This is a genomic window from Pseudomonas sp. SZ57 (assembly GCF_009495975.1).
Taxonomy (GTDB): Bacteria; Pseudomonadota; Gammaproteobacteria; order Pseudomonadales; family Pseudomonadaceae; genus Aquipseudomonas; species Aquipseudomonas syringae.
Genome location: NZ_WIBD01000010.1, coordinates 163647 through 177791 on the forward strand (window position 1 = coordinate 163647; position 14145 = coordinate 177791).

General features: G+C 60.0%; 10 protein-coding genes. 5 read left to right on the top strand and 5 right to left on the bottom strand.

Going from position 1 to position 14145, the window contains the following annotated elements:
* Nucleotides 1–6: 6 nt before the first annotated feature.
* Nucleotides 7–531, bottom strand: a complete 525-nt coding sequence (locus GE543_RS13110; RefSeq protein WP_153221610.1) for a CsiV family protein — start codon at nt 529–531, stop codon at nt 7–9.
* Nucleotides 532–542: 11 nt separating this feature from the next.
* Nucleotides 543–3995: a transcription-repair coupling factor gene (gene mfd / locus GE543_RS13115; RefSeq protein WP_016567723.1), complete on the bottom strand. Its 3453-nt coding sequence runs from the start codon at nt 3993–3995 to the stop codon at nt 543–545.
* Between the two features lie 190 nt (nt 3996–4185).
* On the opposite strand from mfd, the gene GE543_RS13120 reads away from it, so the two are divergent.
* Both GE543_RS13120 and GE543_RS13125 read left to right on the top strand, forming a co-directional pair.
* Nucleotides 4186–5649: a glyceraldehyde-3-phosphate dehydrogenase gene (locus GE543_RS13120; RefSeq protein ID WP_003315085.1), complete on the top strand. Its 1464-nt coding sequence runs from the start codon at nt 4186–4188 to the stop codon at nt 5647–5649.
* Between the two features lie 146 nt (nt 5650–5795).
* Nucleotides 5796–7058, top strand: a complete 1263-nt coding sequence (locus GE543_RS13125) for an MFS transporter (protein WP_103688187.1) — start codon at nt 5796–5798, stop codon at nt 7056–7058.
* A gap of 63 nt (nt 7059–7121) precedes the next feature.
* Here GE543_RS13125 and GE543_RS13130 read toward each other — a convergent pair whose 3' ends face one another.
* A complete protein-coding gene (locus GE543_RS13130; RefSeq protein ID WP_003415899.1) occupies nt 7122–8414 on the bottom strand; it encodes an MFS transporter in 1293 nt (430 codons plus the stop codon).
* 392 nt (nt 8415–8806) lie between these two features.
* On the opposite strand from GE543_RS13130, the gene GE543_RS13135 reads away from it, so the two are divergent.
* Both GE543_RS13135 and sthA read left to right on the top strand, forming a co-directional pair.
* Entirely contained in the window at nt 8807–9829 is a 1023-nt protein-coding gene (locus GE543_RS13135) for an FAD:protein FMN transferase (protein ID WP_153221611.1), read from the top strand.
* Nucleotides 9830–9994: 165 nt separating this feature from the next.
* Nucleotides 9995–11389 (top strand): Si-specific NAD(P)(+) transhydrogenase, encoded by a 1395-nt coding sequence (gene sthA / locus GE543_RS13140; RefSeq protein WP_003436620.1) that lies wholly within the window; start codon nt 9995–9997, stop codon nt 11387–11389.
* Between the two features lie 42 nt (nt 11390–11431).
* On the opposite strand, the gene GE543_RS13145 is transcribed toward sthA, so the two are convergent.
* Nucleotides 11432–12154, bottom strand: coding sequence for a glycerophosphodiester phosphodiesterase (locus tag GE543_RS13145; RefSeq protein ID WP_371927162.1), 723 nt, complete (start codon nt 12152–12154; stop codon nt 11432–11434).
* A gap of 44 nt (nt 12155–12198) precedes the next feature.
* On the bottom strand, nt 12199–12786 hold the full coding sequence (locus GE543_RS13150) for a PilZ domain-containing protein (protein ID WP_046237072.1): 588 nt from the start codon (nt 12784–12786) through the stop codon (nt 12199–12201).
* Nucleotides 12787–12888: 102 nt separating this feature from the next.
* Here GE543_RS13150 and GE543_RS13155 point away from each other — a divergent pair, with 102 nt between their 5' ends.
* On the top strand, nt 12889–14139 hold the full coding sequence (locus GE543_RS13155; RefSeq protein ID WP_004410272.1) for a lipoprotein-releasing ABC transporter permease subunit: 1251 nt from the start codon (nt 12889–12891) through the stop codon (nt 14137–14139).
* Nucleotides 14140–14145: the final 6 nt, after the last annotated feature.

Below are 14145 nucleotides of genomic sequence, written 5' to 3' on the forward strand. Positions count from 1 at the left end.
TAAAGATCAAAGAGGAGAAACCTTGATCAGCAACGCGAGGTTGCCATTGTCCAGATAGGTCAGCTCACCGTTCTTTACCCTGGCAGTCTGCTTCAATCGTTCACTGCTGATGACCACGCCATGCGGGTCCAGCTGGTTGACCCAGAATTGTGCACCAATATCGGTGAAGCGTGCCATCGCCAGACTCACGGTGCCCTCGATCGGGAAGTGCCCAAGCCGCTCTTCACCACTGGTGATGGCGACTTTGCCCGGTTCGGTGCCGATGCTCTGCTGCCAGGCGCGCTGCATCAGCACTTCATAGTTGCCGCTGCCTTGCAGTTTGCTCGCCAGGTCATTGAGCGCGGGGCTTCGTTCATCGTTCGCGTCGATCTTCTGTGCGCCTTTGTCCCAGTTTTCCGGTACAAGCTGGCGGGTCGAGGCCGGCTCGCCGTTCTGGCGAAACAGCAGAATCTCGACGTGATACAGGCCATCGGCGAACGCTGCCGGCGCGATCAGCGTCAGCAGCAGGATCAATGAACGAAACAGAAGCATGCGTGAATCCTTCAAGCAGTTTTCGGGGTCAGGCGCTCAAGCAGCGCTTCGATCGTGTTGAAGCGCTCTTCCGGGCGCTCCATGGGAACCATGAATTTGAACAGCGTGGCACCTTCGAACTTGTAGCGGTTGGGCTGGCTCTGGATCAGCTTGATCAGGGTCAGTGGGTCAACCGGCGTCTCGGCCGCGAACTCGATACGGCCACCCTGCGGGCCACCATCGATTTTCCGGATGCCCAGCTGTTCGGCGTGCAGTTTGAGCAGCGTGATACGCACCAGATTCTTGGTCGGTTCCGGAAGCAGGCCGAAGCGGTCGATCATTTCGACCTGCAGGTCCTTGAGGGCCTCTTCGTCAGCGGCGTTGGCAATGCGCTTGTAGAGAATCAGGCGCGTGTGCACATCCGGCAGGTAGGCTTCGGGGATCAGTGCCGGCACGCGCAGGTTGATTTCCGGTCCGCCGCCCAGCGGCTGATCGAGATTGGGCTGCTCGCCCTTGCGAATCGACTTCACCGCGCGCTCGAGCATTTCCATGTACAGGGTGAAGCCCACCGCCTGGATCTGACCGCTCTGGCCGTCCCCGAGCAGTTCGCCTGCGCCACGGATTTCCAGGTCGTTGGTGGCGAGCACGAAGCCCGCGCCCAGGTCCTGAGTGTTGGCAATCGCTTCCAGACGCTTTTCGGCGTCGTGGGTAATCTGTTTGCGTGGCGGGGTCAGCAGGTAGGCATAGGCCTGGTGGTGACTGCGCCCGACGCGACCGCGCAACTGGTGCAGCTGGGCCAGGCCGAACTTGTCGGCGCGCTCGATGATGATGGTGTTGGCGCTCGGTACGTCGATGCCGGTCTCGATGATGGTCGAGGCGATCAGCACATTGAAGCGCTTATGGTAGAAGTCGCTCATCACCTGTTCGAGTTCGCGCTCGCGCATCTGCCCGTGGCCGATGCCGATACGCGCCTCCGGCACTAGCTCGGCCAGGTCGGCGGCGCATTTCTCGATGGTCTTGACGTCGTTGTGCAGGTAATAGACCTGACCGCCGCGCAACAGCTCGCGCAGCAGGGCTTCCTTGATGGTCGGCTTGTTCTGCTCCATCACGAAGGTACGCACCGACAGCCTGCGCGCCGGTGGCGTGGCGATGATCGACAGATCACGCATGCCCGACACGGCCATGTTCAGGGTGCGCGGGATCGGCGTTGCGGTCAGGGTCAGAATATCGACCTCGCTGCGCAGCGCCTTGAGCTGTTCTTTCTGGCGCACGCCAAACCGGTGTTCTTCGTCGATGATCACCAGACCGAGGTTCTTGATCTTGACGTCATCCTGCAGCAGCTTGTGCGTCCCGATGACGATGTCGATCTTGCCCTCGGCCAGATCGGCAACCGCAGCGTTGACTTCCTTGGCCGACTTGAAGCGGCTCATCACTTCGACGGTCACCGGCCAGTCGGCGAAACGGTCGCGGAAGCTGTTGTAGTGTTGCTGGGCGAGCAGGGTGGTCGGCACCAGAATGGCCACCTGACGCCCGCCATGCACGGCGATGAAGGCGGCACGCATGGCCACTTCGGTCTTGCCGAAACCCACGTCGCCACAGACCAGACGATCCATCGGCTTGGGCGCGAGCATGTCGGCGCGCACGGCATCGATAGTGGTTTGCTGATCCGGTGTCTCTTCGAACGGGAAGCCTGCGCTGAAGGTCGCGTAATCGGCTTTCGGGTCGGCAAACGCATAGCCTTCGCGGGCTGCGCGACGCGCGTAGATATCCAGCAGCTCGGCGGCCACGTCACGGACTTGCTCGGCAGCCTTGCGCTTGGCTTTCTGCCAGGTTTCCGAGCCCAGGCGGTGCAGCGGCGCGGTTTCGTCGTCGCTGCCGGTGTAACGGGCAATCAGGTGCAGGTTGGCGACCGGGACGTACAGCTTGGCGTCTTCGGCATAGGCCAGCATCAGGAATTCGGCGACCTGGTTTTCGACTTCCAGGGTCGCAAGCCCGAGATAACGACCTACGCCATGATCGATGTGCACCACCGGCGCGCCTTCGCGCAGCTCGGTAAGGTTCTTGATGACTGCGTCGTTGTTGCCGCCGTCGGTGCGCTTTTCGCGGCGACGGCGCTGCATGACGCGCTGGCCGAACAGCGGGCTCTCTGCGATCAGCGCCAGGGCTGGTTGTTCCAGCAGCAGGCCTTCGTCAAGCGGCGCGATGGTGATTGCCAACCGGTCCTTGCCGTCGACGAAATCCAGCCAGCTGTCGACGGTCTTGGGGCGCAGCTTGAGGCGTTCGAGCAGCTCCAGCAGCACTTCCCGGCGTCCGGCGGACTCGGCGGTGAACAGCACGCGACCGGGGAAATCATCCAGAAAATTCGACAGGGCCGCCAGTGGTTGAGTGGCCTTGGCTTCGATGGACAGGTCCGGCAGGGACTGCGCCGGGAAGCGCTCGCGTCCGGCACCGGCGTCGACATCCTGCTGGCTGGCGACCACGCGCGGCCAGTTTTTCAGGCGCGCGAAGCAGTCTTCTACCGGTAGAAACAATTCTGCGGGCGGCAACAGCGGCCGGGCAGGGTCGACGCGGCGTTCTTCATAGCGATTGCGCACGTCGTTCCAGAAGTTCTCGGCAGCCTGTTCGATGCCCGGCAGGGAGAACACCTGGGTGTCCTGCGGCAGGTAATCGAACAGCGTCGAGGTTTCCTCGAAGAACAACGGTATGTAGTACTCGATGCCTGCAGGTGTGATGCCGCTGCTCAAGTCCTGGAAAATCGGGCTGCGCCGGAAGTCCACGTCGAAGCGCTCGCGAAAGCGCGCCTTGAAGCGTGTGACTTCTTCTTTCTGCAACGGGAATTCACGGGCGGGCAACAGGCGCACCGACTCGACCTTGTCGATGGAGCGCTGGGTGTCCGGATCGAAGGTGCGCAGCGTTTCGATTTCATCGTCGAACAGGTCGATACGAAACGGCAGCTTGCTGCCCATCGGGAACAGATCGATCAGCGCCCCGCGCACGGTGAACTCGCCATGTTCGTAGACCGTGTCCACATACCGGTAGCCGCTGGCTTCCAGGCGCGTACGCATGGCTTCCACATCGAGCTTCTGGCCGACATCCAGCACCAGGCTGCTGCCGAGCAGAAATTTGGTCGGCGCCAGCCTGTGTAGGGCGGTGGTGATGGGGACTACCAAAACGCCATGCTCCAGTTCCGGCAGGCGATAAAGGCTGGCAATACGCTGGGAAATGATGTCCTGGTGCGGCGAAAACAGGTCGTAGGGCAGGGTTTCCCAGTCCGGGAAGTGCAGAACCGGCAGCGTAGGCGCAAAAAACTTCAGTTCTTGCTCGAGCCGCTCGGCGCTTTGGCTGTCGGCGGTCAGGAGCAGGGTGAAGCGCTTGGCCGCGCTGGCGGCTTCGGCAATGGCCAGGCTCAGTGTGGCACCGGGAAGATTGCCCCAGTGTTGTTTGCCTGCAGCGGCAGAAAGATGCGGTAGACGCAGAACTGGCACGGGAAGGTCGGGCTCCAGGCGTTGCAACAGGGGCGGCGATTGTAACGGGGGAAGGTGGTGGCTGTCAGTTTTCCGGAGTATTACCGAGTGTTTACGGGCGAAAATTATGTAGTGCGCGTCGATATGACAGCCGTGCATTGCTCATAAACAAAGGCGCGGTCATAATGTAGCCCCTTTTTTCAGCCCCTACATGTGGAAGGTTCCCGTGACTCAGAAGCCCGACCAGTGTCTTGGTGAATGGATTGATCGTGAAGCTCTCGCCGAAGCGATGATCCCGCTCATCGGTCAGCTCTACCGCAATAATAATGTGGTGAGCTCGATCTATGGCCGTAGCCTGATCAACCGTTCAGTCATCGCGATTCTCAAAGCTCACCGCTTTGCGCGTCATCGTCAGTCCGATGCGGTTGAGTTGTCCGTACACGAGACGTTCCCGCTGATCAAGGCGATGAGCGAGCTCAAGCTGGGTGCCGCTTCGGTGGACCTGGGCAAGCTGGCGGTGAAGTTCAAGACCGAAGGCAATGGCCGTACGCCAGAGCAGTTCGTTCGTGAGGAGCTGGCCAGTGTAGTGGGTCAGCAGGGCACCAGCCCTCGCAAGGGCACCGATGTCGTGCTGTACGGTTTCGGTCGTATCGGTCGCCTGCTGGCGCGGATCCTGATCGAGAAGACCGGTGGTGGCGACGGCCTGCGTCTGCGCGCCATCGTGGTCCGCAAGGGCGCGGAAAACGATCTGGTCAAGCGCGCCAGCCTGCTGCGCCGTGACTCGGTTCACGGTCCGTTCGATGGCACCATCACCATCGACGAAGCCAACAGCACGCTCACCGCCAACGGCAACCTGATTCAGGTGATCTACGCCAAGAACCCGTCCGAGGTGGATTACACCCAGTACGGTATCAAGGACGCTCTGCTGGTGGACAACACCGGTGTATGGCGTGATGCCGAAGGTCTGGGTCAGCATCTGGCCTGCCCGGGCATCGACCGCGTGGTCCTGACCGCGCCGGGCAAGGGCAAGCTGAAGAACATCGTGCACGGTATCAACCACGGTGAAATCACTGCGGACGACAAGATCGTCTCGGCGGCCTCCTGCACCACCAACGCCATCGTTCCGGTGCTCAAGGCGGTCAACGACAAGTTCGGCATCACCAACGGTCACGTCGAAACGGTTCACTCGTACACCAACGACCAGAACCTGATCGACAACTTCCACAAGGGCGACCGTCGTGGTCGCAGTGCTGCGTTGAACATGGTCATCACCGAAACCGGTGCGGCTACCGCTGCTGCCAAGGCCTTGCCTGAGCTGGCCGGCAAGCTGACCGGCAACGCGATCCGTGTTCCGACGCCGAACGTGTCCATGGCCATTCTCAACCTCAACCTTGAGAAGCAGACCACTCGCGAAGAAATGAACGAGTACCTGCGCTACATGGCGCTGCACTCGGACCTGCACAAGCAGATCGACTTCGTGAACTCGCAGGAAGTGGTCTCCACTGACTTCGTCGGCTCGCGTCACGCCGGTGTGGTGGACGCCGAAGCCACCATCGTCAACGACAACCGCGTTGTGCTGTACGTCTGGTACGACAACGAATTCGGTTACAGCCACCAGGTGGTTCGCGTGATGGAAGACATGGCAGACGTCAATCCGCCAGCTTTCCCGCAGTAAACGTTGAACGCTTGGGCTGCCCGGTCTGACCGGGGCAGCAGATAAACGGGCCGAATCCTGCGCAGGCAGGCTTCGGCCCGTTTTGTTTTGTGGCTGACCATGAGAATCTGTCACGCGCAGATTTTCTGGACGATGGAGTATCAAGGATGAGCAGTTCGGCTCTGGATGGTTCGCAACACCCCCTCAAAAGCAGCTTCTTCCTGCTGTTTCTGACGATCTTCATCCCCTTCGGGCTGGGGCATTTCGTTTCCTACCTGTTTCGTACCGTCAACGCAGTGATCTACGGCGACCTGCAAACCGACCTGAGCTTGCCCGCCAGCAGTCTGGGTTTGCTGACTGGCGTGTATTTTTTGACCTTCGCGGCCGCACAGATTCCGCTTGGCGTGATGCTGGACCGCTATGGGCCACGCAGCGTTCAGGCGCCGATGCTGCTGTTCGCGGTCGCCGGTTCGGTCATTTTCAGTATTTCCAGCACCGAGACCGGGTTGTTGATCGGGCGTGGCCTGATCGGCCTGGGGGTGGCAGGTTCGCTGATGAGTGCGATCAAGGCGTGCGCCATCTGGTTGCCGGTCGAGCGTTTGCCGCTGAGTACCGCCTGCCTGCTGTCGATCGGCGGGCTGGGCGCGATGGCGTCGACCACGCCTTTGCATGCACTGCTGAGCTGGTTGACCTGGCGAGAGGCGTTTCTGGTTCTGGCGCTGCTGACCTTTTGTGTGGCGGTGGTCATACACCTCAGCGTTCCCAAAGCCTACGAGAGCAAAAAAACGCGCTACAGCGATATGTTTGCCGCGGTCGGCAAACTGTATTCATCGTGGACGTTCTGGCGTCTGGCGTTGTACTCGGTGTTCGCGCACGCCATCTACATGTCGGTCCTGTCGCTGTGGATGGGGCCGTGGCTACGCGATATGGCCGGCTTGAGTGATTCTGGAATGGCCAATGTGCTGTTGTTCGGAGCTATCGCGATGGTGGCGGGGTCCCTGACGTTCGGCGCGATCACCGATTATCTGCGCAGGTTCGGCGTGCAGCCAATCATGATCTGTGGCACCGGTATGCTGATCTTTATCGGTTTTCAGGCGCTGATGACCAGCGGCTTGCCAGTATCGCCCTATCTGATTGCCATGGGCTTCAGCTTTTTCGGCACCTCGACGACCATGAACTACGCCATTGTGGCGCAATCGGTATCACCGGAACTGGCGGGCAGGGTGAGTTCTTCATTCAATCTGGTGGTGTTCGTGCTGGCGTTTTTCCTCCAGTGGTTGATGGGAGTCGTACTTAATCTATGGCCAGCGTCCCAGGGCGCCGGTCACTCGCTCGAGGCCTACCAGTGGTCGTTGGGCCTCATGATTGCCCTGCAGTTGCCAGGCGTGCTGCTCTGGCTCAGCTTTCGTCCCTGGAAACGCAAGGTCTGAAAACGCAAAACCCCGGCCGAGAGACGCTCGAGCCGGGGTTTTCTTTTGCGATGCAGCGATCGATCAGCTGGCGGAAGCCGCCACAGGCGCTTCAAGCTTTTGCCCGCCCTTGCGGAACAGCACCAGCGTGGCCACCAGGCCCAGTACTGCTGCGCCAGTCAGCCAGATGCCAGGCGCTGCCTTGTTACCCAATTCGTGAATCAGGTAAGTACAGGCCGCCGGGGTGAAGCCGCCGAAGGTCGCGGTCGCCAGGCTGTAGGCCAGCGAGAAACCCGTGGTGCGGACTTCGACCGGCATGATCTCGGTCAGCGCCACGACCATCGCGCCGTTGTAGGAGCCGTACAGGAACGAGAACCACAGCTCGACCATCAGCAGATTGCCGAAGCTGGGGTGTGCGACCAGCCACGACAGGGCAGGGTAGGCAGTGGCGATGGCCAGCACGGTCGCGGCAATCAGCAGCGGCTTGCGGCCGATGCGATCGGAGAACGAACCCATGATCGGCAGCCAGATGAAGTTGGACACGCCCACGCAGACCGTCACCAGCAGACTTTCCAGGTCGGTCAGGTTCAGTTCGTTCTTGCCGAAGGTCGGGGTGTAGGCGGTGATCAGGTAGAACGACACGGTGGTCATCACTACCAGCGCCATGCCGCCCAGCACCAGACCGAAGTTCTGGCTGATGGAGCGCACCACTTCACGCAGTGTCGGGCGATGCGTGCGAGCTTCGAACTCTGGTGACTCTTCCAGTGAGCGACGGATGATGAAGATGGCCGGCACAATCAGGCAGCCGATCAGGAACGGCACGCGCCAGCCCCATTCGCCCATCTGCTCAGGGCTCAGCCAATGGTTCAGACCCACGCCCAGCAAGCCGGCGAAGACCACGGCGGCCTGTTGGCTGGCGGACTGCCAGCTGACGAAGAAGCCTTTGCGGCCCGGTGTCGAGATTTCAGCCAGATACACCGAAACGCCACCCAGTTCCACACCCGCCGAGAAACCTTGCAGCAAACGACCGAGCAGCACCAGCAAGGGAGCGATGACACCCAATGTGGCGTAGCCCGGCACGCAGGCAATCAACAGAGTGCCCATTGCCATCATCGCGAGGGTGATAATCAGCCCTTTGCGACGCCCGTGACGGTCGATGTAGGCGCCGAGAAAGATCGCGCCCAGCGGACGCATCAGGAAGCCTGCGCCGAAGGTCGCCAGCGACAGCATCAACGAAGCGAAAGCGCTGTCGGAAGGGAAGAAGGTTTTTGCGATGGCCGTGGCATAGAAGCCGTAGACCATGAAATCGAACATCTCGAGGAAGTTACCGCTGACAACGCGAAAGATCGCTTTGCCCTTACTTGTTGTGGAGGCCATTTAGTTACTCGCTCAGGCTCGTCGGCTTGGAGTCCGTTGTCGTTTTTATCCCGTTCGCATCGCCATTTCGTGTGTGCAACTGGCGATGCGCACTTGTAACAGTATGTGTAACAGGGCTCAAAAACAACCGTTTCGGCGATTTGCTATCAGTTAACTGACGCTTGACAGGTCAAGACAATTGAGATCGTGCGGCCTGTCATTTTGATGAAACTTGATGAAATCTGATGAATAGACAGAGCACGCAGGGAGCATAAGTGGCCCTCGACCACTCAATATGCCGATCGGCGTTTTATCGGGCCGGTTCACTGGGTGTCAGAGCAGGTTATGGACGCTTTTCTGTCTTGTTCGCCAATGGCAGCAAGTCACTCTGAAGGTTTTTTATAGTGCGGGGCATGGGTTTGCATAGGTTTGGCAAGGTTGCAGGGTGCCTCGTGTTGCTGGTGTGCGGTGGTTGTGGTCAGGCGCGCAAGCTGGAAAGCTTTGGTGGGCCGACCATGGGCAGCCATTATTCTGTGGTGTATGCGCGCGCTTCCGGGCAGCCAGAGCCTGCGGCTGTGCGTCCGCAGGTTGAAGCGATTCTGGACGAGGTCGATCAGCAGATGTCGCTTTGGCGCACGGATTCGGATATCGAGCGCTTCAATGCATTGCCTGCCAATAGCTGCCAGGTGATGCCGGAACCGGTCTTGAAAATGATCGGCGTAGGCGAACAGTTGGCGCAGGAGAGCGACGGTGCCTTCGACCTGACGGTCAAGCCGTTGATGGACCTGTGGGGGTTGGGGCCTCATATGCTGTTCGAGCAGATGCCGCTGGTGCGGCAACTGGCCCGGACCCAGACGCTGGTCGGTTATCGCAACCTGCGCATCGTCGGCGACCGGTTGTGCAAGAGTGCCGCCGTGCAAGTGGACCTCAACAGCATCGCCGCCGGCTATGCGGTAGATCGCATCAGCGAACGGATGGACGCGCTCGGCTTGCACGATTATCTGGTGCAGGCTACGGGTGAGCTGAAAGTCAGCGGGCTCAAGCCCGACGGCTCGCCCTGGCGGGTGACCCTGGACGCGCCGCTCGATGATGGCACTGTCACGCAAAAAGTATTTCCGCTCGAAGGCTACGCCGTGTCTACGTCGGGGGACTTTCGGCGTTACATCGACCATGACGGGTGGCGCATTTCCGATACGCTCGATGCCTTGACCGGTAAGCCGATCAGCCACGGCCTGGCGTCGGTGACCGTCATTCATCCCTCGGCGCTGATGGCCGACGGTCTGTCCTCCCTGCTGTTGATTCTCGGCCCGCAGCGCGGCTGGAATTATGCGCAAGAACATAAAATCCCTGCTTTTTTTGTGATTCGTGCCGATAAGCGCTTTATCATCCGCAGCAACGCGTCGTTTGATCGTTTGGTTGTGGAGCAGCCGCGATAAGTCAGCGGGCCGGATCAGCCGGTCACTGGCGCCAGGTGCAGACAAAAATTGGCCTTCGACGCGACCAAGGGTTAATGTTCGCCGCCTCGGTGCAGCGCTAGACTGCGCCGCGTGATTTAGCCAGAGATGCCAGAGTGGCGCCTCGGTCTGTTTAAAGGAGTACGCATGGCTGTCTACAACTACGACGTAGTGGTACTGGGTTCCGGCCCTGCCGGAGAAGGCGCGGCAATGAACGCCGCCAAGGCGGGGCGCAAGGTCGCCATGGTCGACAGCCGTCGGCAAGTGGGTGGCAACTGCACCCATTTGGGCACCATTCCGTCCAAGGCCCTGCGTCACTCGGTCAAGCAGATCATTCAGTTCAACACCAATCCCATGTTTCGTGCCATCGGCGAGCCGCGCTGGTTTTCGTTTCCGGATGTGTTGAAAAACGCCGAAATGGTCATCTCCAAGCAAGTGGCCTCGCGCACCAGTTACTACGCCCGTAATCGCGTCGACGTGTTCTTCGGCACTGGCAGTTTTGCCGACGAAACCAGCATCAACGTGGTTTGCACCAACGGTGTGGTGGAAAAGCTGGTGGCCAACCAGATCATCATCGCCACCGGTTCGCGCCCTTATCGGCCGGCCGATATCGATTTCAGTCACAAGCGTATCTACGACAGCGACACCATCCTCAGCCTGGGCCATACCCCGCGCAAGCTGATCATTTATGGCGCCGGTGTGATCGGCTGCGAATACGCCTCGATCTTCAGCGGCCTTGGCGTGCTGGTCGAGCTGGTGGATAACCGTGACCAGTTGCTGAGCTTCCTGGATTCGGAAATTTCCCAGGCGCTGAGCTATCACTTCAGCAACAACAACGTGATGGTTCGCCACAACGAAGAGTACGAGAAGGTCGAAGGTCTGGATAACGGCGTTATCCTGCACCTCAAGTCCGGCAAAAAGATCAAGGCCGATGCCTTGCTGTGGTGCAACGGCCGTACTGGCAACACCGACAAGCTGGGTCTTGAGAACATCGGTCTGAAGGCCAACGGCCGTGGTCAGATCGAAGTGGACGAGACCTACCGCACCAGCGTTTCCAACGTCTATGGCGCCGGCGACGTGATTGGTTGGCCAAGCCTGGCCAGTGCGGCTTACGACCAGGGTCGTTCGGCAGCGGGCAGCATGGTCGACAATGGCAGCTGGCGTTATGTCAACGATGTGCCGACCGGGATCTACACCATTCCCGAGATCAGCTCGATCGGCAAGAACGAACACGAACTGACGCAGGCCAAAGTGCCTTACGAAGTGGGCAAGGCGTTCTTCAAGGGCATGGCGCGTGCGCAGATTTCCGGTGAGCGGGTCGGGATGCTGAAGATCCTGTTCCACCGCGAGACGCTCGAGGTGCTGGGCGTGCATTGCTTCGGCGACCAGGCGTCCGAGATCGTGCACATCGGTCAGGCAATCATGAGTCAGCCGGGTGAAGCGAACACCATGAAGTACTTCGTCAACACCACGTTCAACTACCCGACCATGGCCGAAGCCTATCGGGTAGCCGCATACGATGGCCTCAACCGGCTTTTTTAAGCGACTCCGGCCGGTGGCCTGAGCCGGCCGGGGAGACCGATTTCAGTGATTCCCGAGCGTGGCGCTGGCCAAACCGGGAAAGTCTGTAATCAGGCTGTCGACGCCGAAATCAGCGAGCCTGCGCATCAGTGCAGGCTCGTTGACTGTCCATACCGACACATGCAGGCCCTGACGCTGTGCTTTTTGCAGGCGCTCCGGGGTACACAGTGTCCAGTTCAATGCCAGAATTTCACAGCCGTAGCTCTGGGCGACCTTCAACGGGTCGAGCCAGGCGTATTCGGCCACCAGCCCGCGCGAGATGTCCGGCGTCAGGTCCAGGGCGGCGCGCAGTACTTCGCGTGAGCTGGAGGTGATCGTCACCTTGTCCAGCAAGCCATGGCGCTGAGCCATTTCACGAATCGCCAGCACGGTGTTGGCGGCACGAGTGCGTGAAGCGCTTTTGACTTCCAGCTGCCAGTGCTCGAAAGCGCATTGTTCGAAGAGTTCTTCCAGGCGTGAAATCGGGCACGGCGAGACCCAGCCAGGGCCACCCTTGCGCGCGTCATAGGTCACCAGGTCGTCTGCCAGGTGTTCGTTGACCTTGCCGCGTCGGTCGGTGGTGCGTTTGAGGGTCGGGTCATGAATGACCATCAACTCTCCATCCTTTGAAAGATGCAGGTCCAGTTCACAGCGGCGCACGCCGTGCTTGAGGCATTCCTGAAAGCTGGTCAGGGTATTTTCCGGTGCTTCGCCCTTGGCGCCGCGGTGGCCGTAGATAAGGGTCACGTTTACTCCTGGCTACTGCTGATAGTGATAAAAGGGCAGGGCGTTCAATTTCCGGAGGGCTGGCCCTGTTCCAGCGCCTGACGCCGCTGCTGAGCCTGACGCTGCAACACGTGGCGGGCGAGTAACTGGCGCTGGGCGTCCGGAAGATTGACGAACTCGGTACTGATATCGAAATTGCCGTCTGCCAGCGTGTCGCACTGGCAAACCCTGGCGCGCAGCATCAGACCCGCGGCCTGAGGCATGAGCACCATCTTGATCGACAACTGTTCGCCGACTGCAAAATCCTGTTGCGAATTGAACTGAATACCGCCTTCTGACAGTTTGACCGGTTGGGGAGCGCCCAGCTTGCCCAGTGCGGTGTGGGCAACCACTTCGCCCAGCAGGTCGATGCGCTTGCTCAGCGACTTGAGAAAACTGTTCAGCACCCGGTCGCGCTCGTCGAGCTGGCGCATCAGATGCTGCGACTCGAACTCGCTGACGTGCAGCTCGCTGAGCAGGTCGAACAGCGTCGAGGTGTCCTGCATGGCATCCTGGCTTGCCTGGTCGTCGGCAGACAGGGGGTTAATTTCCAGTGCGACGCTGTCGTCGATACGGTAGTATTCGCGGCGTCCTGCTTCATCTAATGTCGACATGGCGAACCCAAGCTAGCGGCGGTGGTCAGAGAGTTTCGAGTGTAAAGCTGCACGTCAAGGCCCGCCACACGGACGTCCTCATTCCTGCGAACAAATTCCTACATGTTCAGACCTCTTTTTGTATTTATCGGCACGCGCTACACCCGTGCGAAGCGACGCAATCATTTTGTTTCCTTCATCTCCCTGACCTCCATGATCGGCCTCGCCCTGGGCGTTGTGGTCATGATAGTCGTGTTATCGGTGATGAACGGTTTCGATCACGAAATGCGTACCCGCGTGCTTGGCATGGTGCCGCACGCGACCATCGAATCGGCTGATCCGATCACCGACTGGCGCGGTCTGGCCGCGAAGGTTCAGGAAAACCCGCAGGTGCTGGCCGTTGCGCCGTTCACCCAGATGCAGGGTTTGCTGACCCACGATGGCAAGGTGCAGAAAGTGTTGCTCAACGGTATCGATCCGGTTGAAGAGCGCAAGGTCTCGATCATTGACCACTTCATCAAGCAGGGCGAGCTCGACAGCCTGTCGCCCGGCAGCTTCGGCATCATGATCGGCGACAAGGCCGCGGCCAAGCTGGGCGTCGGCATCGGTGACAAACTGACCTTCGTTGCGCCTGAAGTGACGGTGACGCCGGCCGGGATGTTTCCGCGCATGAAGCGTTTCGAGGTGACCGGCATCTTTCACGTCGGCGCTGGCGAAATCGACGGCTTTCTGGGGCTTACCAATCTCGATGACCTGGGGCGTCTGCACCGCTGGAAGCCCAATCAGGTGCAGGGCCTGCGTCTCAAGTTCGACGACCTGTTCGCGGCGCCACGTACCTCGTGGGAAATCGCGCAGAAGCTGGGCGAAAACAATTTCTACTCGCGTGACTGGACGCGCACCCACGGCAACCTGTATCAGGCCATCCGCATGGAAAAAGCCATGATCGGTCTGTTGCTGCTGCTGATCGTGGCGGTGGCGGCCTTCAACATCATTTCCACGCTGGTGATGGTGGTCAATGACAAGAAGGGCGACATCGCGATTCTGCGTACCCTGGGCGCTACGCCGCGACAGATCATGGCGATATTCATGGTCCAGGGCACGGTGATCGGCGTGGTCGGCACGCTGATCGGCGCGGCACTGGGTATTCTGGCGGCGCTCAATGTCAGCGCAGCCATTGCTGCACTCGAAGGGCTGATCGGCCACAAGTTTCTCAACGCCGACGTCTACTTCATTGATTACCTGCCTTCGCAACTGATGGCCCAGGACGTGTTCCAGGTCTGCGGTGCAGCGTTGGTCCTGAGTTTCCTCGCCACCCTGTATCCCGCCTGGCGTGCTGCGCGCACCCAGCCGGCGGAGGCGTTACGTTATGAGTGAGTCGGG